Consider the following 21411-nt stretch of genomic DNA (forward strand, 5'->3'; position numbering starts at 1 on the left):
AGCGGCGATGGTCGGACATGGCGTATTGGGGAGGGCAGCGACTCTATGGCGCTTTTGCCCGGGCGCCGAAGGCCGCGGAAGGCGGATCGGGCCGGTTCCCGCCAGTGTGGGCGGCGGGGAAAGTGCGCGCACGGTAAAAGCCGGTAACCGAATCGTTCCTGAATGCGGGTGGAGAAGTGGATGATTCGATTGGAGTTTTTGCTCAATCCAGAACGCGTTCAGCCAGCAGGATCAAGGCGTTAGCGGGCGGCCTTCAGATCCTGACGCGGTCATGGCGGGTTGGCCGCTGTGCTGCAGGGAACCGGCGGCGGTCTAGAGCGCCGCCGCCAGCCGGCAGGCCTGGGCGATGGCCCGCTTGGCGTCGAGTTCGGCCGCCACCTCGGCGCCGCCGATCAGATGGACCGGCCGCCCGGCCGCCTGCAGAGGGGCGAGCAGGCTGCGCTCGGGTTCCTGGCCGGCGCAGACCACCACATGGTCCACCGGCAGCAGCTGCGGCTGCCCGTCGACACGCAGATGGAAGCCCTCGTCGTCGACGGCGACGTACTCGACTCCGCCGATCATCCGCACGCCCTTGTGCTTGAGCGTGCTGCGATGGATCCAGCCGGTCGTCTTGCCCAGGCGCGCGCCGGGGCGGCCCGGGCTCCGCTGCAGCAGCCACACCTCGCGCGAGGGCGGCGCCACGCGTGGCGGGTGCAGGCCGCCGGCGCTCTCGAACGCCGGATCGACGCCCCATTCGCGCATCCACAGCGCCGGATCGAGACTCGGCGACGGCTTGTCCTGCACCAGGAACTCGCCGACGTCGAAACCGATGCCGCCAGCGCCCACGATGGCCACGCGGCGGCCGGGCACCGCGTGACCGCGCAGGACGTCTAGGTAGCCGACCACTTTCGGATGATCGTGGCCTTCGAAGTCGACGCGGCGCGGGTTCACGCCCGTGGCCAGCACGATCTCGTCGAAACCCGAAAGTGCATCGGGCGTGGCGTCGGTGGACAGGCGCAGCGTGACGCCGGTTTCGCGAATGCGATGCCCGAACCACCGCAGCGTCTCGCCGAACTCTTCCTTGCCGGGGATCTTCCACGCCAGGTTGAACTGGCCACCGATGCGGTCGGCGCGATCGAACAACACGACGTCGTGGCCGCGCTGGGCGGCGACCGTTGCGCAGGCCAGGCCGGCAGGGCCCGCACCGACCACGGCCACGCGCTTGCGGGTGCTGGCCGGCAGGTAGTTCAGCTCGGTTTCGGCGCAGGCACGGGGATTGACCAGGCAGCTTGCGGTCTTGCGCTGGAACACATGGTCCAGGCAGGCCTGGTTGCAGGCGATGCAGGTGTTGATTGCCTGCGGCATGCCCGCGCGCGCCTTGTTCACCCATTCGGGATCGGCCAGCAGCGGCCGCGCCATCGACACCATGTCGGCGCCGCCGGAGGCGAGCACCGCTTCGGCCACGTCGGGCATGTTGATGCGGTTGGTCGCCACCAGCGGCAGCGAGACATGTGGCTTGAGCTTGGCGGTGACGCCGGCGAACGCGGCGCGCGGCACCGAGGTGGCGATGGTCGGCACGCGCGCCTCGTGCCAGCCGATGCCGGTGTTGATGAGCGTGGCGCCGGCGGTTTCGATCGCGCGCGCCTGCTGCACGATCTCGCTCCAGTCGGAGCCGTCGGGCACCAGCTCGAGCATCGACAGCCGGTAGATGATGATGAAGTCCGGCCCGCAGGCCTCGCGCACGCGGCGCACGATCTCGGTGGCGAAGCGCATGCGCGCGGAGACGTCGCCGCCCCAGCGGTCGTCGCGGCGATTGGTGCGCGCGCTGAGGAACTGGTTGATCAGGTAGCCTTCCGAACCCATCACCTCCACGCCGTCGTAGCCGCCCTCGCGGGCGAGGCGCGCGGCAGTCGCGTAGGCATCGATCGTGCGTTCGATGCCACGCGCGCTGAGCGCGCGTGGGGCGAAGGGCGTGATCGGCGACTTGATCTTCGAAGGCGCCACCGACAGCGGGTGGTAGGCATAGCGCCCGGCGTGCAGCAGCTGCAGGCAGATCTTCGCGCCGTGCCCGTGTACGGCATCGGTGACCTGGCGATGCTTGCGCGCCTCCCAGGGCCAGGCCAGACGGCTGGCGAAGGGCGTGAGCCAGCCCTCGAAGTTGGGCGAGAAACCGCCGGTGACGATCAGCGCCACGCCGCCGGCCGCACGTTCGGCGAAGTACGCCGCCAGCTTCGGGAAGTCGCGCTTGCGATCTTCCAGCCCGGTATGCATCGAGCCCATCAGCACCCTGTTGCGCAGGGTGGTGAAGCCCAGGTCCAGCGGCGCGAACAGGTGCGGATAGGCGGTGGCGTCGTCGCGGTCGGCGATCATGGCGGAATACGCTGCCGTATGGATCGCGCACCATGCCGCGAATCCCGGACGGCGGCAAGTCGCCGCCGTGGGCTCAGGCCAGCGCGGGACGCGGCGGCAGCCGGGTTTCGCACCAGGGCAGGGTGCGTCCGACCAGCGGCCCGATCAGCAGGGCGAAGGCCAGCGTGCCCAGGCCCACCGTGCCGCCCATCCACCAGCCAGCCAGCAACACCGAGCCCTCGATGCCGCTGCGTACCGCCCACACCGGCCAGCCGGTGCGGGCGTGCAGCCCGGTCATCAGTCCGTCGCGCGGACCGGGGCCGAAGCGGGCGCCGATGTACAGCCCGGTGGCCAGGGCCAGCAGGAGCAGGCCGGATCCGAACACCAACACCTGCTGCCAGACGCCGTGGACATCGGGCAGCAGCCAGAGCCCGAACTGCGCGCTGGGGCCGACCAGCAGCGCGTTGAGCACGGTGCCCAGTCCTGGTCGCTGCCGCAGTGGCCACCACAGCAGCAGGACGCCCACGCCGATCAGGACGGTCAGCGTGCCGAACGACAGGCCGGTCTGACGCACCAGGCCCAGGTTCAGTACGTCCCACGGCGCCACGCCGAGGCCGGCGCGCACCATCAGGCTCATCGCGAAGCCGTAGAGGAACACGCCGGACAGCAGTTTCGACAGGCGCAGGGCCAGCAGGGGAGGCAGGGTCATGGAAGGAGTGTGGCGGAGGAAGACGGAGCGCGGCGTTGCGCGCCGCGGCCTGCTGCGTTGCGCAGCCATCGCGGCTACCAGCCCGAGAGCGCGAGCTTGCCGATACTGCGTCCCGATTCCAGGCGCCGGTGCGCCTCGCGCAGGTTGGCGGCGCTGATCGGAGAGAGCGTCTCGCGCAGCGTGCCGCGCAGGCGTCCCTCGTCCACCAGCTGCGCGACCTGCGCGAGGATCCTCCCCTGCCGGTCCATGTCGGCAGTGCCGAAGCGCGGGCGCGCGAACATGAATTCCCAGTGGATGCCGATGCATTTGGCCTTGTAGGGATCGCCGATGCGTAGTGCGCCGACCGGCTCCACGATCAGGCCGACGCGGCCCTGCGGCGCCAGCAGTTCGCCGAGTTCTGTCCAGTAGCGGTCGGTATCGGCGAAGTTGAGCGCGGCATCGATCGCATCGATGCCTTGCGACTGCAGCTGAGGCGCCAGCGGCTGGCGATGGTCGACCACCTCGTCGGCACCCAGCTCGCGGCACCAGTCGGCGCTTTCCTGGCGCGAAGCAGTGGCGACGACGCGGAAGCCCGCAAGCTTCGCCAGCTGGATCGCGATCGAACCCACGCCGCCGGCGCCCCCGATCACCAGCAGGCTGCGGCCGGCCCCACCGCCTTCGAACGCATAACCCATGCGGTCGAACAGCAGCTCCCAGGCGGTGAGCGCGGTCAGGGGCAGCGCCGCGGCCTGCGCGAAATCGAGCGATGCGGGCTTGCGCGCGACGATGCGTTCATCCACCAGCTGCAGTTGCGCGTTGCTGCCGGGCCGGGTGATGTCGCCCGCGTAATACACCGCATCGCCGGGGCGGAAGCCGGTGACGTGGCTGCCGACCGCCTCCACCACGCCTGCGCCGTCGTAGCCCAGCACCCGCGGCTGCGCTTCGACCTGCGGCCTGGGCGCGCGCACCTTGGTGTCGACCGGATTGACCGACACCGCTTCCACGCGCACCAGCAGGTCGCGCGCGCCGGGCACGGGGCGTTCAAGCTCGAGCTCGATGAGGGAATCGGGGTCGTCGATGGGCAGGTAGCGGCGCAGGCCGACCGCTCGCATGGTGCTCATGGGGAGATATCCGTGTGGGGGAAGGAAGGGCGACGGCATCGCCTGACACGGTGATGCCGCCGGCAGCCGGGATGTCGACCCGCAGCAGGCCCGGACGGCCCATCGCCGCGCCCTGGTGGATCTCCAGGCGCGCGGGCGCCATGACGATGCCGGCATCGCGGAGGTAGCCGCCCAGCGCGGCCGCCGCGGCGCCGGTGGCGGGATCTTCGACCACGCCGCCGACGGGGAAGGGATTGCGCGCATGCCAGCGCGTGGGCGATTCGCGCCAGACGAGCTGCAGCGTGGTGAGGCCGTCGCCCAGCATCAGCGCCTTGAGGCGCGCGAAGTCGTAGTCCAGCCGCGCCAGGCGCGCGGCATCCGCGGCGGCCAGCACCAGGTGCCAGGCACCCGCGAAGGCGCGCGCGGGCGGTATCGCGGGATCGAGTTCGGCCTCGCGCCAACCCAGCGTGTCCAGCACGTCGCGCAGCAGCGCCGGCGGGGCGGGCTCGTGGCGAGGCGGCACCGAGACCAGGCTGGCCATGCGCGCCCCGGCATGCGTCGACACCTGCGCGGGGATGTCGCCGGTGGCCGTGGCGAACACGTAGCGGCCATCGCCTTCGCGATCGCCCAGGGCGACGGCGGCGGCGATGGTGGCATGGCCGCAGAACGGCACTTCGGCCTCGGGACTGAAGTAGCGCGTGGGACGCCGGCCGTCCGCGCCGGGCGCGGCGACGAAAGCGGTTTCCGAATCGCCGACCTGCGCGGCGATTCGCTGCATCCGCGCTGCGTCGGGCAGCTGCTCGCCCAGCCAGACGCCGGCGGGGTTGCCGCCGGCGGGATCGCGGGAGAACGCGGTGTAACGCAGCAGTTGCGATGCCATGTGGATTCTCGGGGGCGGCTCAGCCGGCGACGGGCAGGGGCACGGAAGGCGGTGCGAGCTCGGTGAACATGCCGTTCCAGTAGGGATAGTAGGGGTAGGGCGGCGGCACGTGGCTGGCGGCATCGAGCAGGGCGATGTGTTCCTGCGACAGCGGCAACGCGGCGGCCCCGAGGTTCTCGCGCAGCTGCGCCTCGTTGCGCGCGCCGACCAGCACGGTGGACACGGTCGGCCGCCGCAGCAGCCAGGCCAGTGCGACTTCGGGCACGCTGGCATCGAGCTGCGCCGCGACCGCGTCCAGCGCATCGACCACGCGGTACAGGCGTTCGGCCTCGAGCGGCGGCGCGAAGGCCTCGGTGTCGTGCAGGCGGCTGCGTTCGGGCAGCGGCTGGCCGCGGCGGATCCTGCCGGTCAACCGCCCCCATCCCAGCGGGCTCCAGACCACCGTGCCGATGCCCTGGTCGAGCGCCAGCGGCATCAGTTCCCACTCGTAGTCGCGGCCGACCAGCGAGTAGTAGGCCTGGTGCGCGATGGGCGGCGTGAGGCCACGCCGGTCGGCGATGGCCAGCGCCTTCATCAGCTGCCAGCCGGAAAAGTTCGACACGCCGTAGTAACGCAGCTTGCCCGCGCGTACCAGGCCATCGAGCGTGTCGAGGGTCTCCTCCAGCGGCGTGTTCGCATCGAAGGCATGCAGCTGCAGCAGGTCGATGTAGTCGGTGCGCAGGCGTGCGAGCGAGGCGTCGACCGCGCGCAGCAGGCGATGGCGCGAGGCGCCCGCGTCGTTGGGTCCGTCGCCGAGGCGGAGCGCGGTCTTGGTCGAGAGCACGACGCGGTCGCGGCGGCCCGCGAGCGCAGCGCCAAGGATCGATTCGGACGCGCCGTCCGAGTACACGTCGGCGGTGTCGAACAGGGTGACGCCGGCATCGAGCGCGATGTCGGCCAGGCGAGATGCCTCGTCGACGCCGGTGTCGCCCCAGGCCGAGAACAGCGGGCCCTTGCCGCCGAAGGTGCCGGCGCCGAAACCGAGTGCCGAGACCTTCAGGCCGGACGTGCCGAGGGAGCGGTATTGCATGGGGGTCTCCGGTCGTGGTGCCGGGCGACACCGGCGGTCAGGACGTGGATGCGGGAGCGCCGCGCCGGGCGAACCAGGCAACCGCCGGGGCCGCGAGCGGGAGGCGGCCGGGGCGGGCATGGACGCGGGCATTGCGACGAAGGGCGCCCACTGTCGCCGTTTGCTTCTCGATGAAAAATGGAGAAGATGGAGAAGCACTTTCAATGGATTGTTGACAGCCATGGACCGCGTCGGCGATATCGCCCTGTTCCTGCAGGTACTCGACCAGGGCTCGATCAGCGCGGCCGCGCGGCAGCTCGACCTGTCGGTCGCCGTGGCCAGCCAGCGGCTCAAGCGCCTGGAGCGCGACCTCGGCGTGCGCCTGCTGCACCGGACCACGCGCAGGCTGCATCCCACCGCGGAAGGCCTGGCGCTGGCGCAGGAGGGGCGCGCGCTCGTGGACGAACTCGCCGCGCTGGGCGACCGGCTCAAGCAGCGCGGCGGCGAAGTCACCGGCACGCTGCGGGTCACCGCTTCGGCCTCGTTCGGCCGCCAGTACATCGCCGCCCTGCTGCCCGGCTTTCTCGCGAAGCATCCGGGGCTGCGGGTGAGCCTGCACCTCGACGACCGCGTCGTCGACCTGGTCGGTGCCGGCTACGACCTGGCGATCCGGATCGGGCGGCTCGACGATTCCTCGCTGGTCTCGCGCCAGCTGGCCCACAACGAACGCGTGCTGTGCGCCTCGCCGGACTACCTGCGCCGGCGCGGGGAGCCGCAGACGCCTGCCGACCTCGCCCACCACGACTGCCTGCTCCTGAGCGGTCGCGACGGGCGGCATGAGAGCTGGCCGCTGACCGGCACGGATGGCGAGCCGCTGGCGGTACGGGTCGGCGGGCGTTTCGAGAGCAATTACGGCGAGGCGCTGCGCGAGGCGGCGGTGGGCGGGCTGGGGATCGCGATGCATTCGGTGTGGCAGGTGCATCGGGACCTGGCCGACGGGCGTCTGCGGGTCGTCCTGCCGCGGCACCCGGTCTCGGCCACCGGCATCCACGCGGTCATGCCGGGCCGGACCCTGGTGCCGGCGCGGGTGCGGGCCTTCGTCGACCATCTGGCCGGCTACTTCGCCGAGCCGCCGTGGGCGGGCCCCTGGCGGGCCATCCGCGGCGGGCTGGGCGGCGACTTGCACGCAAGTCGCTGAAACCCATATAATTCCGCTTCTGTCCGCCCTCGATGGCGTGCAGATCAAACAATAACTACAGAATCGAACACCTACAGAGGCTCCACATGTACGCAGTACTGGTCACCGGCGGTAAGCAATACCGCGTGGCGCAGGGCGAAACGCTCCGCGTCGAGAAGCTCGAGGCCGAAGCCGGCAACGAGATCAGCTTCGACAACATCCTGATGCTCGGCGACAGCGACGGCATCAAGGTCGGCGACGCGCTCAAGGGCGCCAGCGTCACCGCCAAGGTCGTCGGCCACGGCCGCGCCGACAAGGTGCGCATCATCAAGTTCCGCCGCCGCAAGCACCACATGAAGCGGCAGGGGCATCGCCAGCACTACACCGAAATCGAGATCACCGGCATCGCCGGTGGCGACAAGAAGTAAGGAGAAGCAGTCATGGCACATAAAAAGGGCGTAGGTTCCTCGCGCAACGGCCGCGACTCCAACCCGAAGTATCTCGGCGTCAAGATCTACGGCGGCCAGGCCATCGAAGCGGGCAACATCATCGTGCGCCAGCGTGGCACCCAGTTCCATCCGGGTCCGGGCGTGGGCCTGGGCCGCGACCACACGCTGTTCGCGCTGGTCGATGGCCAGGTCGAGTTCGGCGTCAAGGGTCCGAAGAAGCGTCGCACCGTGAGCGTGGTGGCGCAGGCGTAAGCCTCGCCCCAAGCCGAGCGAAGGCCCCGCCGCGTGCGGGGCTTTTTCGTTCTGGCGGGCTTGGCCCGCCAGAACGACGGGATTGGGGATTCGGGATTGGGGATTCGAAAAAGCGGATTCCATCCCGTCTGCCCTTTGCCGAAGTCGGCCTGCCGGTAGACTGCGCAACGCTGTTCCGAATCCCCAATCCCGAATCCCCAATCCCATGAAGTTAGTCGACGAAGCTGAAATCACCGTCACCGCCGGCAATGGCGGCAACGGCTGCGTGGGCTTCCGGCGCGAGAAGTTCATCCCGCTCGGCGGCCCGGACGGCGGCGACGGCGGCGACGGCGGCAGCGTGTACCTGGTGGCAGACGAGAACCTCAACACCCTGGTCGACTTCCGCCACCAGAAGCAGTTCCGCGCCCAGCGTGGCGAGAACGGCATGGGCCGGCAGATGTACGGCAAGGGCGGCGAGGATGTGCTCATCGCCGTGCCCACCGGCACGGTGGTGCACAACGTCGACACCGACGAAGTGATCGGCGACCTGACCCGCCACGGCGAGCGCCTGCTGGTGGCCCAGGGCGGTAAGGGCGGCCTGGGCAACATGCATTTCAAGAGCTCGACCAACCGCACGCCGCGGCAGTCCACGCCGGGCACGCCGGGCGAGGAGCGCACCCTGCGGCTGGAACTCAAGCTGCTGGCCGACGTCGGCCTGCTGGGCTTCCCCAACGCCGGCAAGAGCACCCTGATCCGCGCGGTCTCGGCGGCGACGCCGAAGGTGGCGGATTACCCGTTCACCACGCTGTATCCCAACCTGGGCGTGGTCAGTGTGGAGCCCGCGCGCAGCTTCGTCATCGCCGACATCCCCGGCCTGATCGAGGGCGCGGCCGACGGCGCCGGCCTGGGCGCCCTGTTCCTGCGCCATATCCAGCGCACGCGCCTGCTGCTGCACCTGGTGGAGATCGAGCCGCTGGACGGCAGCGACGCGGTGGAGCAGGTCCGCACGATCGAGAAGGAACTGGCCAAGTTCGACGCCGGCCTGCTCGACAAGCCGCGCTGGCTGCTGCTCAACAAGGCCGACCTGATTCCCGCGGACGATGCGCGCGCGCTGGCCGGGCGCATCGTGTCCGAGCTCGGCTGGACCGGGCCCTGGTTCATCGTGTCGGGCCTGGCGCGGGAAGGCACCCGCGAGGTGATGCTGAAGGTGCAGGGCCACCTGGACGAACTGGCGCGCGGCGAGCGCGAGGCGGCGGCGGACTTCGGCGACTGAGCGCGGCATGCGGCCGGGCGTCTACCTCGATCACGGATCCACGCGGACACGCGCGGGCGCGGCCTTGCGGCCGGCGCCGGTCCGCGCGCCTGGCGCCGGCCGGACGCACGCTGTCATCGGGGTTCGCCTGGCTGCAGAAACGAAAAACCCGGCCGGAGCCGGGTTTCTCCACAGCAGGGCGGCCCGGGAATCAGGCGGCCTTGAGCGCCTTGATGCGGGCGGTCAGGCGGCTCTTGTGGCGGGCGGCCTTGTTCTTGTGGATCAGGCCGCGCGAGCTGAAGCGGTCGAGCAGCGGCTGGGCGATGGAGAAAGCGGCTTCGGCGCCGGCGGCGTCGTTGGCGTCGAGGGCCTTGATGACCTTCTTGACGGCGGTGCGCAGCTGCGAACGCTGGGCCGTGTTGCGCGCGTTGCGCACGACGGTCTGCTTGGCGCGCTTCTTGGCGGACTTGATGTTGGCCACGATGGGATCCTGGAAACGGGTATGGAATTGAACGGCGAAAACCGGCAGTGGCCGGGTTTCGGAAAGACGGAGCCGGAAATTATGGGGGATTCAGTCACTTGGGTCAACAGGGCCGTACGCCCCGGGAGCAGGGCGTGAGCCAGCCCGATCCCGCCCTTCCGCCAGGCGACGCGCCGCCGGCCCAGCGCCGGGGCGGGCTGCTGCGCTCGACCGCGGTGTTCAGCGCGATGACCTTCATCTCGCGCATTTCCGGGCTGGTCCGCGACCAGGTCTACGCGGCCGTGTTCGGGGCCAACCCGGCCATGGACGCCTTCCTGGTCGCCTTTCGCATCCCCAACTTCCTGCGCCGGCTCTCGGCCGAAGGCTCGTTCTCCATGGCCTTTGTGCCGGTGCTGAGCGAGTACCGCGAGCGTCGCGACCACGCCGCGGTGAAGGAACTGGTCGACCGCGTGGCCGGCACCCTGCTGGCGGTGCTGCTGGTGCTGACCGCGCTGGCGGTGCTGGCCGCGCCCTGGGTGATCCGGGTGTTCGCCCCCGGGTTCGATGCCGATGGCGAGCAGGGGCGGCTCGCGACGGACATGTTGCGCATCACCTTCCCCTACCTGCTGTTCATCTCGATGGCCTCGCTGGCCGGGGGCGTGCTCAACAGCTACCGGCATTTCGCCGTGCCGGCCCTGTCGCCGGTGCTGTTGAACATCGCCATGATCGCCGCGGCGCTGGCGCTGGCCCCGCGCATGCAGCAGCCGGTGATGGCCCTGGCCTGGGGCGTGTTCGCCGCGGGCATCCTGCAGCTGGCGTTCCACCTGCCTTCGCTGGCGCGGCTGGGACTGCTGCCGCGACCGCGCTGGGGGGCTGCGCACGACGGCGTGCGGCGGGTGATGAAGCTGATGGTGCCGACCCTGTTCGGCTCGTCCGTGGCCCAGCTCAACCTGCTGCTCAACACCGTCGTGGCCTCGATGTTGATCGGCGGCAGCGTGACCTGGCTGTACCTGGGCGACCGCCTGCTGGAATTCCCGCTCGGCATGTTCGGCGTGGCGATCGGCGCGGTGATCCTGCCGCACCTGTCCAGCCGGCACGCGGTGGCCGATCCGGAAGGCTATTCCAAGGCGCTCGACTGGGGCTTCCGCCTGTGCCTGATGATCGCGGTGCCGGCCTGTCTGGGCCTGATGCTCTCCGCCGAGGCGCTGGTGGCCACGCTGTTCCAGCATGGCCGCTTCACCGCCCACGACACGCAGATGGCCCGGCTGACGGTGCTGGCCCTGTCCACCGCGCTGCCTGCCTTCCTGCTGGTGAAGGTGCTGGCGCCGGCGTTCTACTCGCGCCAGGACACCCGGACCCCGGTGAAGGCGGGGCTGGTGGCGGTCGCGGCCAACCTGGCCGCGACCGCGCTGTTCCTGGCGGCGCTGCTGTGGCTGACCGGGCCGGGGCGCCAGGCCTGGGCGGCGGGCGGCGGCGAGTTGGGGGCCGCGCTCAAGGCCTTGCCGGGCGCGCATGCCTGCCTGGCCCTGGCGACTGCGGTGGCCGGATGGACCAATGCGCTGCAGCTTTGGTGGTACCTGCGGCGGGCGCAGGTGTTCCGCGCTCAGCCGGGCTGGGGCCGGTTCTGGCGCCAGCTGGTGGTGGCCAGCCTGGCGATGGCCGCGGTGGTGGCGGCGCTGCTGCTGGCGTGGAGCGGCTGGACCACATGGCACTGGAGCGAGCGGGTGTGGAAGCTTGCGGTCGTGGTGGGCAGCGGCGGGCTGGTCTACGTGGCGGCGCTCTGGCTGCAGGGCATCCGCCCTCGCGACCTGCGCCATTGAACCGGGCGCTCCCGCTTCGCCGGCGGCAGCCCGGCGCCCGGGCCGCCCGCTATACTCCGCGGTTCCCATGAGCAGGCTGTTTCGCGACGTCGACGGCGGGCCGCTGTGCCCCAACGGCAGTGTGGTCTGCATCGGCGCGTTCGATGGCCTGCATCTCGGTCATCGCGCTCTGGTGCGCCACGCGGTGGGACGCGCACGCGCGCTCGGCGTGGACGCGGTGGCCCTGAGCTTCGAACCGCTGCCGCGCGAATTCTTCGCCCCTGCCAGCCCGCCGCCGCGGCTCAGCCTGGCACGCGCCAAGATCGAAGCCCTGGCCGCGCTGGACATCGACTGCGTCGGCCTGCTGCGTTTCGACGCCACGCTCGCGGCCATGCCGCCGCAGGCGTTCGTAGAGAAGGTGCTGGCCGCCCGGTTGGCCGCGCGCGAGGTCTGGGTGGGCCCGGAGTTCCGGTTCGGCCACCGGCGTGCCGGGGATATCGATGTGCTGAGCGCCGAAGGTGCGCGGCATGGTTTCACCGCGGGTGAGATCGAGCCGTTGCACCTGGATGGCGAACGCGTCTCGAGCACGCGTATCCGCCAGGCGCTGGTCGCGGGCGAGTTCGACGCCGCGACCCGCCTGCTCGGCAAGCCCTATGCGGTGTCCGGACGGGTAGTGCGCGGCCAGCAGCTCGGGCGCACGCTCGGCTACCCCACCGCCAACCTGCGCTACGGCGGCAAGGTGCCGGCGCTGCGCGGCATCTACGCCACGCGCGTGCATGGCGTGGACGGCGGCGAGGCGTGGCCGTCGGTCTCCAGCTTCGGTACCCGGCCCACGGTGGGCGGCGTCGAACCGCTGCTCGAAGCGCACCTGTTCGACTTCCACGGCGACCTCTACGGGCGCCGGATCGAGGTCGAGTTCGTCGCACGACTGCGCGATGAAGAAAAGTTCTCCGACCTGCCGGCGCTCGTCGCGCAGATGCATCGCGATGCCGGCGAAGCCCGTCGCATCCTCCAACAGCACACCCCAGGGCGGGCCACCGCGTGACCGAAGACAACGACAGCCAGCGCTACAAGTCCACGATCCTGCTGCCCGCGACGGAATTCCCGATGCGCGGCGATCTGCCCAAGCGCGAGCCGGCGACGCTCGAGCGCTGGGAGCGCGAGGGCCTGTATGCGCAGCTGCGCGAGAACGCCCAGGGCCGCCCGCTGTTCGTGCTGCACGACGGCCCGCCGTATGCGAACGGCCAGATCCACCTCGGCCACGCGGTCAACAAGATCCTCAAGGACGTCATCGTCAAGTCGAAGTACCTGGCCGGCTTCGACGCGCCCTACGTGCCGGGCTGGGACTGCCATGGCCTGCCGATCGAGATCGCGATCGAGAAGAAGTACGGCAAGGTCGGCGTGAAGCTCGACGCGGTCGAGTTCCGGCAGAAATGCCGCGAATACGCCGAGGCGCAGATCGAAATCCAGCGCAAGGACTTCAAGCGCCTGGGCGTGATCGGCGACTGGGACAACCCCTACAAGACGCTCGACTTCCGCTTCGAGGCCAACGAGATCCGCGCGCTGGCGAAGATCGTCGACAACGGCCACCTCACCCGCGGCGTGAAGCCGGTGCACTGGTGCTTCGACTGCGGCTCGGCGCTGGCCGAGGCCGAGATCGAATACGCCGACAAAGTCTCGCCCGCGGTCGACGTGGCCTACGTCGCGCGCAGCCCGCAGGCGGTGGCGCGCGCCTTCGGGGTCGAGGTGCCGGAGGATGTGGAGGTCGCCGCGGTGATCTGGACCACCACGCCGTGGACGCTGCCGGCTTCGCTGGCGATCTCGATGGGCGCGGGCCTCGAATACGCCCTGGTCGAAGGCCCGGCGCGCGACGGCCGTCGCCGCTGGCTGGTGCTGGCCGATGCGCTGGCCGAGGGCGCGCTCAAGCGCTACGGCGTGGAAGCGACGACGGTGCTGGGCCGGGCCACGGGCGAGAAGCTCGAGGGCCTGCTGTTCGCGCATCCGTTCTACGACCAGCGCGATATCCCGGTGCTGCTCGGCGACCACGTCTCGGCCGAGGACGGCACGGGCGCGGTTCACACCGCGCCCGGCCACGGCCAGGAGGACTACGCGGTCGGCAGGCAGTACGGTCTGCTGGAGAAGTACGGCGCGGCCGAGCTCAATCCGGTCGACGGTCGCGGTGTCTACCTGCCATCCACGCCCGCTGCGCACGGCGTCGGGCTGGCCGGCCAGCACATCTGGAAGGCCAACGACGCCATCGTCGAGGTGCTTCGCGATGCCGGCGCGCTGCTGGCGCACCGCAAGCTCGAGCACAGCTATCCGCACTGCTGGCGGCACAAGACGCCGATCGCGTTCCGGGCCACGCCGCAGTGGTTCATCTCGATGGAGCAGGCCAACCTGCGACGCGACGCGCTGGAGGCGATCAAGGGCGTCGGCTGGTTTCCCGCCTGGGGCGAGGCACGCATCGCCGGGATGGTGGAAGGCCGCCCGGACTGGACGATCTCGCGCCAGCGCACCTGGGGTGTGCCGATCGCGCTGTTCGTGCATCGCGAGAGCGGCGAGCCGCACCCGCGCAGCAGCGAGCTGATGCGCCAGGTCGCCGACCGTGTCGAGCAGGGCGGCGTGGACGTCTGGTACACGCTGGACGCTGCTGAACTGCTGGGCGCGGAGGCCGCGCAGTACGAGAAGATCACCGACATCCTCGATGTCTGGTTCGACTCGGGCGTGACCCACGAGGGCGTGCTGCTCGAGCGCGGCTTCGGCAAGCCGGCCGACCTCTACCTGGAAGGCTCGGACCAGCACCGCGGCTGGTTCCAGTCGTCCCTGCTCACCGGCGTTGCCATCGACCGGGCGGCGCCGTACCGCCAGTGCCTGACCCACGGCTTCACCGTGGACGAGCACGGCCGCAAGATGTCCAAGTCGCTGGGCAATGGCATCGAGCCGCAGGACATCATGAAGACGCTGGGCGCGGACATCCTGCGCCTGTGGATCGCCAGTGCCGACTACAGCAACGAGATGTCGCTGTCGCAGGAGATCCTCAAGCGCAACGCCGATGCCTACCGCCGCCTGCGCAACACCGCGCGCTTCCTGCTCGGCAACCTCAACGGTTTCGAGCCGGCGCGGCACCTGTGCGCGCATGAGGACATGCTGGCCTTCGACCGCTGGATCGTGCATCGCGCCTGGGAGCTGCAGGAGAAGGTCGCGGCCGCCTACGCGCGCTACGACCTCGCCGAGATCGTGCAGCTGCTGCTCAATTTCTGCAGCGTCGACCTGGGTTCGCTGTACCTGGACGTGACCAAGGACCGGCTCTACACCATGCGCGAGGATTCGCAGGGGCGGCGCAGCGCGCAAAGCGCGATGTACCACGTCAGCGAGGCCTTCGTACGCTGGATCGCCCCGGTGCTGAGCTTCACCGCCGACGAGATGTGGGCCTACCTGCCCGCGCCCGCTGCCGGCACGCGCCAAGCGAATGTGCTGATGGCGACCTGGTACGACGGCCTGGCGCCGCTGCCGGCCGACGCGGCGCTGTCGGCGCACGATTTCGAGCGGCTGCTCGGCTTGCGCGAGAAGGTGGCCCGGGTGCTGGAGCCGATGCGGGCCAGCGGCGAGATCGGCGCCGCGCTCGAGGCCGAGATCGAGCTGCATGCTGGCACCGCCGACCAGATCCGGCTCGCGCCGCTGGTCGACGAGCTGCGTTTCTTCCTGATCAGCGGCGACGTGAAGGTGCTGCCGTTCGATGGCGAGGAATCGCGCATCGTCGCCACCCGCACCGCCAAGCCGAAATGCGTGCGCTGCTGGCACCATCGCGCCGACGTGGGCGCCGACGCCGGGCATCCGCAGCTCTGCGGCCGCTGCGTGTCGAACGTCGACGGCCCGGGCGAGGACCGCAGATGGTTCTGAGCGGCGCCGTGCGGTGCACCGCGCCTGCGCATGTATCGCCGGGCGGATGCGTCGCCAGGCGAGTGCCGCGCGCCCTTTGCGACATGTTTTCCTGAGACCAGCTCGCGGCCCGAACCGCGCCTACGGACAAGGTGGCGCGGCCGCCCAAGCCATCGAGAAACCCCAATGACTCCAAGCACACGACCCAATGCGCTGCCCTGGCTGATCCTTTCGGCGATCGTCATCGTGCTCGACCAGCTCAGCAAGTGGTGGGTGCTGACCAGCCTGCCCGAGTACACCGCGGTCCCGGTGATCGAGGGATTCTGGAACTGGTACCGCACCTACAACACCGGGGCGGCCTTCAGCTTCCTGGCCGGCGCCGGCGGCTGGCAGAAGTGGTTCTTCACCGTGCTGGGCATCGGCATCAGCGGACTGCTGGCGTTCTGGCTGTCGCGCACGCCGCGTAGCGATTGGCGCACCGCGCTGCCGTTCGCGCTGGTGATCGGCGGCGCGCTGGGCAACATCATCGACCGCCAGCTGCATGGCCACGTGGTCGACTTCATCCAGTGGTACTGGAAGGACTACTACTGGCCAGCCTTCAACATCGCCGATTGCGCGGTGGTGGGCGGGGCGATCGGCATCGCGCTGTTCGGGCTGCTGCAGGGCAAGGCCGGCGCCACGGGACGCTGACCGTCCTGCCCGGCGCGGCGCAGCGGACGACGGCAGTCACGGCAGCAGCGGCGCGCCGGCATCCCGCGCGAGGCGGCTGTCGCACCGGCCGGAGGCAGCCGGCCCGCGGCCCAGCGGCCTGTTGTTTTCCGTCGGCGCTATGGGCGAAGGGGCGATGCCCAGCAGTCCAGCCCGGCGGTGAACCCGACTGGCTGGGCGCGATCTGGGGGGCGTTTGGGCATGGCATTGCGGGCCGCCGGACTGACGCCGGTACGCTGCCGGTGCCGTCCGTCCGGTTCTCGCGACGCTGGCCACTGCCGCGGCGGGCCCCACCGCTGGCCGGTGAGCCCGCCAGCGGCACGCGGTGTTCCGGCGCGGTTGCGGGCTGGAGCGCTACACTTGGCGCCATGGACATCGTGCTCGCCAATCCCCGCGGCTTCTGCGCCGGTGTCGACCGCGCCATCGAGATCGTCAAACGCGCCATCGAGACCCTGGGCGCGCCCATCTACGTGCGCCACGAAGTGGTGCACAACCGGTTCGTGGTCGAGGATCTGCGCCGCCGCGGCGCGATCTTCGTCGAGGAACTCGATGAGGTGCCCGACGGCAATACCGTGATCTTCAGCGCCCACGGCGTGTCGCAGGCGGTGCGCGAGGAGGCCGGACGACGCGGCCTGAAGGTGTTCGATGCCACCTGCCCGCTGGTGACCAAGGTGCATCTGGAAGTCGCCCGCCAGTGCCGCGCCGGACGCGACGTGGTGCTGATCGGTCACGCCGGGCATCCCGAGGTCGAGGGCACGATGGGGCAGTGGAAGGCCGAGGCCGGCAGCGGCCGCATCTACCTGGTCGAGGACCTGGAAGACGTGGCCTGGCTCGATCCCTCGCAGCCGGACAACATCGCCTACACCACCCAGACCACGCTGTCGGTGGACGACACCCGCGATATCATCGCCGCGCTGCGCGCGCGCTTTCCCCTGATCCAGGGGCCGAAGAACGACGACATCTGCTACGCCACCCAGAACCGCCAGGATGCCGTGCGCGAACTGGCGCGCCAGTGCGACCTGGTGCTTGTGGTCGGTTCGCCCAACAGCTCCAACTCCAACCGGCTGCGCGAGCTGGCCGAGCGCGATGGCGTGGAGTCCTATCTGATCGACGGCGCCGCCGAGATCGATCCGGAGTGGGTGATCGGCCGTCGCCACATCGGCGTGACCGCCGGCGCATCGGCCCCGGACGTGCTGGTACAGGGCGTGCTGGCACGGTTGCGCGAGCTGGGCGCCCACTCGGTGCGGGAACTGCACGGAGAGCCGGAAAGCATGGTGTTCGCCCTGCCCAAGGAACTGCGCGTGCACCTGGTGGACTGACCGGCGCGCCTGCCGCGTCGCCACCGCCCGGAACGAAAAAGCCCCGCGATGCGGGGCTTTGACGTATCTGGTGCCGGAAATAGGAATCGAACCTACGACCTACGCATTACGAATGCGCCGCTCTACCAACTGAGCTATTCCGGCGAGGGTCGCAGATTCTAGGCGCTGGCGCCGGTCCGGTCAAAGGCTGGGCGAGCCTGCCCGGCCCAGCCGCCGTCTTCCGCACGGCGGGCCGTCCGAGACCCGGCGGGGCTACAGCATCCCGAGCATCGACAGTTCGGTCAGCCGCAGCCGCAGCTCGTCGGCCAGCCGGATGGCCAGTGCGGTGATGGTGAGGGTGGGGAAGGACCAGCCGCCGGTGGGGAAGACCGAGCTCCCGGCCACGTACAGGTTCTCGACGCCATGCGTCCTGCAGTTGCGATCGACCACACCGGTGGCCGGCGAGTCGGACATGCGGGTGGTGCCCATGTGATGCGCGGTGGCCTGGACCGGCGGCAGCTGGCCGGGGTCGCGCAACCAGTCGGCCGGAACGAAGCGGCAGTCGTACTGGCGGGCGACGTCCTGGCCCACCAGCATCGATGCAGTGCGGATGTTGTCGAGGTCGCGGCCGGTCAGGCGCCAGTCGACCTGCACCTTGCGCAGGCCCAGGGCATCGCGCTGGTCCGACAGGGTGATGCGGCTCTCGCGGTCGGGGACCTGCTCGAAATAGCCGACCATCTCCACGCGCTCGGTGGCCACCGCTGCACGGCCCGCCAGCTTGCGCACGCCGGCGCGGATCACGTCGGGCGCGTTCACTGCCGTGCGCAAGGCCAGTCGCGCCCTGGGCGGGGAGGCCACGCGGGGCCGTGGCCGCACGGGCAGGTCGCGCGCGAGCGCGTCGAGCAGGTGGCGTTCGACGTGGCTGCCTGGTGCCTCCACGGTGCGGCGCAGCGAGGCGCGCAGTTCGCGCAGCGCGTGCAGGCCGGGGGCCGGGCGCTCGACCGCGAACGGCCAGAAGCGGGCGTTGAGCAGGTGGTGCTTGCGCTGCGCATGGCCGGACAGGCTCAACTGGTTCGTGGCCGGCGCGCGCGCGCGATCCAGCGGACGCCTGCACCAGTCCGCCAGCCGCTCGACCTGCCCGGCCTCGAAGCTGCCGAGGCCGCAGCGCGGATGATCCATGAAGCAGCGGCCCACCATGTCGTGCGCGTTGCCCAGCCCCTGCGGCATCGCCGCGTCGGACAGAAGCAGCAGCCTGGCGTTCTCGATCCCCCCCGCCGCCAGTACGAAGCAACGCGCGACCACCTGGCCGCGGCGGCCGTCGGTGCTGGCGATGAACGCGCGTTGCACGCGTCGCGCGTCGGCCGAGGCCTCCAACTGCATGAGGGTGGCATGCAGCACCAGTTGCACGTTGGGCGCGGCCTGCAGCAGCGGCAGGTGGACCTGGCCGAAATCCTGTGGCCGCATGCGACAGATGCGGGGCTCCAGGCTGGGGGCCGGAAGGCCTCGTCCCACCGCCGGTGGCTGGTAGCTGCCGTCCACCATCTCCCCGGGTTCGACCCCGCAGATCCGGTTGGCGCGCGCGTAGTACGGCGCCAGCTCCTCCCAGCCCAGGGGCCAGCCGCTGTCGGGCACCCATTCGCGGCGGGCCAGCTCCAGCGAACTCATCGGGATGCAGCCGCCGCCCCAGATGCGGGTGGCGCCGCCGAGCGCGCGCAGGCGGCTGGTCGCGGGATCGAGCAGGTGGGGGCCGACCGACAGGCCGGCATTGAGCGCCTGGCTCTCCGGCTCGCTGCTCTGCCCGCCGCTTTCGAGCAGGCAGATCCGCCAGGGCGTTCCGGCTAGTTCGCGGGCGATGGTGAGGCCAGCGGGGCCGCCACCGACGATGCACAGGTCGACCTCGAAACGGTCGGCGCAGGCGGTGGATCGGAAGTCCGAGATCATTCCATCGTTGCCCGGTTCTCGATCTGCAGGAGGAGCGTCTCAGCTCCCCGGATCGCGCTCCGGTACGCTGGCGTCCGGTTCTACAACGCAAACGCAGATATGGCCAAGGCGCGGACAGCCTACGTGTGCAACGAGTGTGGCGCGGACTTCAGCAAGTGGCAGGGCCAGTGCGCGGCCTGTGGCGCATGGGACACGCTGTCGGAGATCGTGGTCGAGAGCGCGGCCGCGGCCAAGTCGCCCGCGTCGAGGCGCAGCGGCTGGGCCGGCAAGGTCGATCCCCCCAAGGTCACCGCGCTCAAGGATGTGCAGCAGGGCGACGAGGTGCGGGTCTCGACCGGGATCGGCGAGTTCGACCGGGTGCTGGGAGGCGGCCTGGTGGCGGGCGCGGTGGTGCTGGTCGGCGGCGATCCGGGCATCGGCAAGTCGACCCTGCTGCTGCAGGCGGTGGCGTCGATGGCGGCGTCGTTGCCCGGCCTGTACGTCACCGGCGAAGAATCGCTGGCGCAGGTGGCCGGGCGCGCCTCGCGCCTGGGCCTGCAGGTGGAAGGCGTCAACGCCCTGGCCGAAACCGGAATCGAGCGCATCCTCGAACAGGCCGCGCAGCTGCGGCCGCGCATCATCGTCGCCGACTCGGTGCAGACGCTCTGGACCGAATCGCTTACCGCCGCCCCCGGTTCGGTCAGCCAGGTGCGCGAAAGCGCGGCCAGGCTGGTGCGCTATGCCAAGGAAACCGGAACGGCGGTGTTCCTGGTCGGCCATGTCACCAAGGAGGGCGGCATCGCCGGCCCACGCGTGCTCGAGCACATGGTCGATGCCGTGCTGTATTTCGAGGGCGACTCGGGCAGCCGCTTCCGCGTGCTGCGCGCGTTCAAGAACCGCTTCGGCGCGGTCAACGAACTGGGCGTGTTCGCGATGGGCGACAAGGGCCTGAAGGAAGTGCCCAATCCTTCGGCGATCTTCCTGTCCGGCGGCAGCGCGCGGCAGCCCGGCAGCTGCGTGATGGTCACGCGCGAGGGCACGCGGCCGCTGCTGGTGGAAGTGCAGGCCCTGGTGGACGCTTCACCGTTGTCCAATCCACGGCGTGTCGCGGTCGGCCTGGAAGGCAACCGCATGGCGATGCTGCTGGCGGTGCTGCATCGCCATGGCGGCGTGGCTACCGGCGACCAGGACGTGTTCGTCAACGTGGTGGGCGGGATCCGCGTGCAGGAGACCGCAGCCGACCTGCCGGTGCTGCTTTCGGTGCTGTCCTCGCTGCGCGATGCGCCATTGCCGGAAAAGACGATCGCATTCGGCGAGGTCGGCCTGTCGGGCGAGATCCGGCCGGTGCCCAATGGCGAGGAACGCCTGAAGGAAGCGGCCACGCACGGCTTCCTCCGCGCCATCGTGCCCAAGGCGAACGCACCCAAGGCGGGCAGCTACAAGGGCATGCAGGTGGTCGGGGTCGAGCGGCTGGCCGACGCGCTGGACGAGGTATGAGTCCGTCGACACCGCAGGCGCTGCCGGCGCCATTCGCGCGTGCCGTCTCCGTGCTGCTGCATCCGTTCGCGGTGTTCGCGGCACTGGCCCTGCTGGCGGCATGGCGGCTCGATCCGGCCGGCGTGCCGCGCACGGCGATCGGCATCGCCGCGGCGATTGCGGTCGTGTGGGTCTTCGTCCTGCGGCGCCGGCGATCGGGACGCTGGCAGACCGTCGACGCCTCGCGCCCGCATGAACGGCCGGCCCTCTACCTGCTCGTGCTGGCGGTGGCCGGCGGCTACTGGTGGTGGCTCGGCGGACGCGGATCGGCGGTATCGATCGGCGTGCTGGGTGCGATCGCCATGCTGTGTGCCGCCGGCCTTGCCAACCGCTGGATCAAGCTCTCGCTGCACATGGCCAGCCTGGCGTTCGCCGGCGCGGTCCTGCTCGACCTCGTGCCCGTGGCCGGCGTCATCGCGTTGGCGCTGCTGCCGCTGCTCGGCTGGTCGCGGCTGCGGATGGGACGTCATACGCTGCCGGAAGTGCTGGGCGGCATGGCGCTTGGACTGGCCTGTGGGGGAGCGCTGCTGGCGATGCAGTAAACGCGTGCGGCACCGGGCTGCAGGGTTGTCTCCGCGATGGTGTTGGCGGCCGCAGGGAAAGCAGGTGCTCTCCCCTAGGTGCGGCGCATCGATGCGGCCTGCAGGATCGCCGCCGC

18 protein-coding genes and 1 tRNA gene are annotated in these 21411 nt (G+C 70.5%); 11 read left to right on the top strand and 8 right to left on the bottom strand.

Translation table 11 applies throughout. The features are described 5' to 3' along the window. Nucleotides 1–312: 312 nt before the first annotated feature. The 5 genes from ACQYVW_RS15370 to ACQYVW_RS15390 all read right to left on the bottom strand — a co-directional run bounded on the left by ACQYVW_RS15370 (nt 313) and on the right by ACQYVW_RS15390 (nt 6065). On the bottom strand, nt 313–2349 hold the full coding sequence (locus tag ACQYVW_RS15370; protein WP_434947565.1) for an FAD-dependent oxidoreductase: 2037 nt from the start codon (nt 2347–2349) through the stop codon (nt 313–315). Between the two features lie 73 nt (nt 2350–2422). Next, on the bottom strand, nt 2423–3031 hold the full coding sequence (yczE, locus tag ACQYVW_RS15375) for a membrane protein YczE (protein WP_434947583.1): 609 nt from the start codon (nt 3029–3031) through the stop codon (nt 2423–2425). An 80-nt stretch (nt 3032–3111) separates the two neighbouring features. Next, complete coding sequence (locus ACQYVW_RS15380; RefSeq protein ID WP_434947584.1) at nt 3112–4128, bottom strand: zinc-binding alcohol dehydrogenase family protein; 1017 nt, start codon at nt 4126–4128, stop codon at nt 3112–3114. Then, a complete protein-coding gene (locus ACQYVW_RS15385; RefSeq protein WP_434947566.1) occupies nt 4058–4996 on the bottom strand; it encodes a PhzF family phenazine biosynthesis protein in 939 nt (312 codons plus the stop codon). The genes ACQYVW_RS15380 and ACQYVW_RS15385 overlap by 71 nt, the downstream gene beginning before the upstream one ends. A 19-nt stretch (nt 4997–5015) precedes the next feature. Then, a complete protein-coding gene (locus ACQYVW_RS15390) occupies nt 5016–6065 on the bottom strand; it encodes an aldo/keto reductase (protein ID WP_434947568.1) in 1050 nt (349 codons plus the stop codon). Between the two features lie 220 nt (nt 6066–6285). Between ACQYVW_RS15390 and ACQYVW_RS15395 the strand changes: the two genes are divergently transcribed. The 4 genes from ACQYVW_RS15395 (at nt 6286) to cgtA (ending at nt 9174) form a co-directional block, all read left to right on the top strand. Continuing rightward, nucleotides 6286–7242, top strand: coding sequence for a LysR family transcriptional regulator (locus ACQYVW_RS15395; protein WP_434932358.1), 957 nt, complete (start codon nt 6286–6288; stop codon nt 7240–7242). Between the two features lie 86 nt (nt 7243–7328). After that, nucleotides 7329–7649 (top strand): 50S ribosomal protein L21, encoded by a 321-nt coding sequence (rplU, locus tag ACQYVW_RS15400; protein WP_434932359.1) that lies wholly within the window; start codon nt 7329–7331, stop codon nt 7647–7649. 12 nt (nt 7650–7661) lie between these two features. After that, a complete protein-coding gene (gene rpmA / locus ACQYVW_RS15405) occupies nt 7662–7922 on the top strand; it encodes a 50S ribosomal protein L27 (RefSeq protein ID WP_434932360.1) in 261 nt (86 codons plus the stop codon). A 205-nt stretch (nt 7923–8127) separates the two neighbouring features. Next, entirely contained in the window at nt 8128–9174 is a 1047-nt protein-coding gene (cgtA, locus tag ACQYVW_RS15410) for an Obg family GTPase CgtA (protein WP_434932361.1), read from the top strand. 190 nt (nt 9175–9364) lie between these two features. Here cgtA and rpsT read toward each other — a convergent pair whose 3' ends face one another. Continuing rightward, entirely contained in the window at nt 9365–9634 is a 270-nt protein-coding gene (gene rpsT, locus ACQYVW_RS15415; RefSeq protein ID WP_434932362.1) for a 30S ribosomal protein S20, read from the bottom strand. A gap of 197 nt (nt 9635–9831) precedes the next feature. On the opposite strand from rpsT, the gene murJ reads away from it, so the two are divergent. From murJ to ispH, 5 genes are all read left to right on the top strand, one after another. Continuing rightward, nucleotides 9832–11433: a murein biosynthesis integral membrane protein MurJ gene (gene murJ, locus ACQYVW_RS15420; RefSeq protein ID WP_434947585.1), complete on the top strand. Its 1602-nt coding sequence runs from the start codon at nt 9832–9834 to the stop codon at nt 11431–11433. A gap of 67 nt (nt 11434–11500) precedes the next feature. After that, nucleotides 11501–12457: a bifunctional riboflavin kinase/FAD synthetase gene (locus tag ACQYVW_RS15425; RefSeq protein WP_434947569.1), complete on the top strand. Its 957-nt coding sequence runs from the start codon at nt 11501–11503 to the stop codon at nt 12455–12457. Between the two features lie 62 nt (nt 12458–12519). After that, nucleotides 12520–15312 (top strand): isoleucine--tRNA ligase, encoded by a 2793-nt coding sequence (gene ileS / locus ACQYVW_RS15430; RefSeq protein WP_434947586.1) that lies wholly within the window; start codon nt 12520–12522, stop codon nt 15310–15312. Between the two features lie 165 nt (nt 15313–15477). Beyond that, on the top strand, nt 15478–15981 hold the full coding sequence (lspA, locus tag ACQYVW_RS15435) for a signal peptidase II (protein WP_434947570.1): 504 nt from the start codon (nt 15478–15480) through the stop codon (nt 15979–15981). Between the two features lie 386 nt (nt 15982–16367). Beyond that, the gene (gene ispH / locus ACQYVW_RS15440; protein ID WP_434932365.1) at nt 16368–17318 is read left to right on the top strand and encodes a 4-hydroxy-3-methylbut-2-enyl diphosphate reductase; all 951 of its coding nucleotides are present in this window, start codon (nt 16368–16370) and stop codon (nt 17316–17318) included. A gap of 68 nt (nt 17319–17386) precedes the next feature. Here ispH and ACQYVW_RS15445 read toward each other — a convergent pair. Then, nucleotides 17387–17462, bottom strand: a tRNA-Thr gene (locus ACQYVW_RS15445). A 108-nt stretch (nt 17463–17570) separates the two neighbouring features. Next, nucleotides 17571–19238 carry an FAD-dependent oxidoreductase gene (locus tag ACQYVW_RS15450; RefSeq protein WP_434947571.1) on the bottom strand — a complete coding sequence of 556 codons (1668 nt, stop codon included), beginning with the start codon at nt 19236–19238 and terminating at the stop codon, nt 17571–17573. 99 nt (nt 19239–19337) lie between these two features. Between ACQYVW_RS15450 and radA the strand changes: the two genes are divergently transcribed. Then, nucleotides 19338–20714, top strand: a complete 1377-nt coding sequence (radA, locus tag ACQYVW_RS15455) for a DNA repair protein RadA (RefSeq protein ID WP_434947572.1) — start codon at nt 19338–19340, stop codon at nt 20712–20714. Next, the gene (locus ACQYVW_RS15460) at nt 20711–21295 is read left to right on the top strand and encodes a hypothetical protein (protein ID WP_434947573.1); all 585 of its coding nucleotides are present in this window, start codon (nt 20711–20713) and stop codon (nt 21293–21295) included. Before radA ends, ACQYVW_RS15460 begins: the two co-directional genes overlap by 4 nt. Nucleotides 21296–21411: the final 116 nt, after the last annotated feature.

Source organism: Luteimonas campi (assembly GCF_051162505.1).
Classification (GTDB): Bacteria; Pseudomonadota; Gammaproteobacteria; order Xanthomonadales; family Xanthomonadaceae; genus Luteimonas.

What these genes read in the sequence shown, in the direction of transcription:
- ACQYVW_RS15370 (WP_434947565.1), bottom strand. Translation starts at nt 2,349, where the DNA reads ATGATCGCCGACCGCGACGACGCCACCGCCTATCCGCACCTGTTCGCG.
- ACQYVW_RS15380 (WP_434947584.1), bottom strand. Translation starts at nt 4,128, where the DNA reads ATGCGAGCGGTCGGCCTGCGCCGCTACCTGCCCATCGACGACCCCGAT.
- ACQYVW_RS15385 (WP_434947566.1), bottom strand. Translation starts at nt 4,996, where the DNA reads ATGGCATCGCAACTGCTGCGTTACACCGCGTTCTCCCGCGATCCCGCC.
- ACQYVW_RS15390 (WP_434947568.1), bottom strand. Translation starts at nt 6,065, where the DNA reads ATGCAATACCGCTCCCTCGGCACGTCCGGCCTGAAGGTCTCGGCACTC.
- ACQYVW_RS15395 (WP_434932358.1), top strand. Translation starts at nt 6,286, where the DNA reads ATGGACCGCGTCGGCGATATCGCCCTGTTCCTGCAGGTACTCGACCAG.
- rplU (WP_434932359.1), top strand. Translation starts at nt 7,329, where the DNA reads ATGTACGCAGTACTGGTCACCGGCGGTAAGCAATACCGCGTGGCGCAG.
- rpmA (WP_434932360.1), top strand. Translation starts at nt 7,662, where the DNA reads ATGGCACATAAAAAGGGCGTAGGTTCCTCGCGCAACGGCCGCGACTCC.
- cgtA (WP_434932361.1), top strand. Translation starts at nt 8,128, where the DNA reads ATGAAGTTAGTCGACGAAGCTGAAATCACCGTCACCGCCGGCAATGGC.
- ACQYVW_RS15425 (WP_434947569.1), top strand. Translation starts at nt 11,501, where the DNA reads ATGAGCAGGCTGTTTCGCGACGTCGACGGCGGGCCGCTGTGCCCCAAC.
- ileS (WP_434947586.1), top strand. Translation starts at nt 12,520, where the DNA reads ATGCGCGGCGATCTGCCCAAGCGCGAGCCGGCGACGCTCGAGCGCTGG.
- lspA (WP_434947570.1), top strand. Translation starts at nt 15,478, where the DNA reads ATGACTCCAAGCACACGACCCAATGCGCTGCCCTGGCTGATCCTTTCG.
- ispH (WP_434932365.1), top strand. Translation starts at nt 16,368, where the DNA reads ATGGACATCGTGCTCGCCAATCCCCGCGGCTTCTGCGCCGGTGTCGAC.
- ACQYVW_RS15450 (WP_434947571.1), bottom strand. Translation starts at nt 19,238, where the DNA reads ATGATCTCGGACTTCCGATCCACCGCCTGCGCCGACCGTTTCGAGGTC.
- radA (WP_434947572.1), top strand. Translation starts at nt 19,338, where the DNA reads ATGGCCAAGGCGCGGACAGCCTACGTGTGCAACGAGTGTGGCGCGGAC.
- ACQYVW_RS15460 (WP_434947573.1), top strand. Translation starts at nt 20,711, where the DNA reads ATGAGTCCGTCGACACCGCAGGCGCTGCCGGCGCCATTCGCGCGTGCC.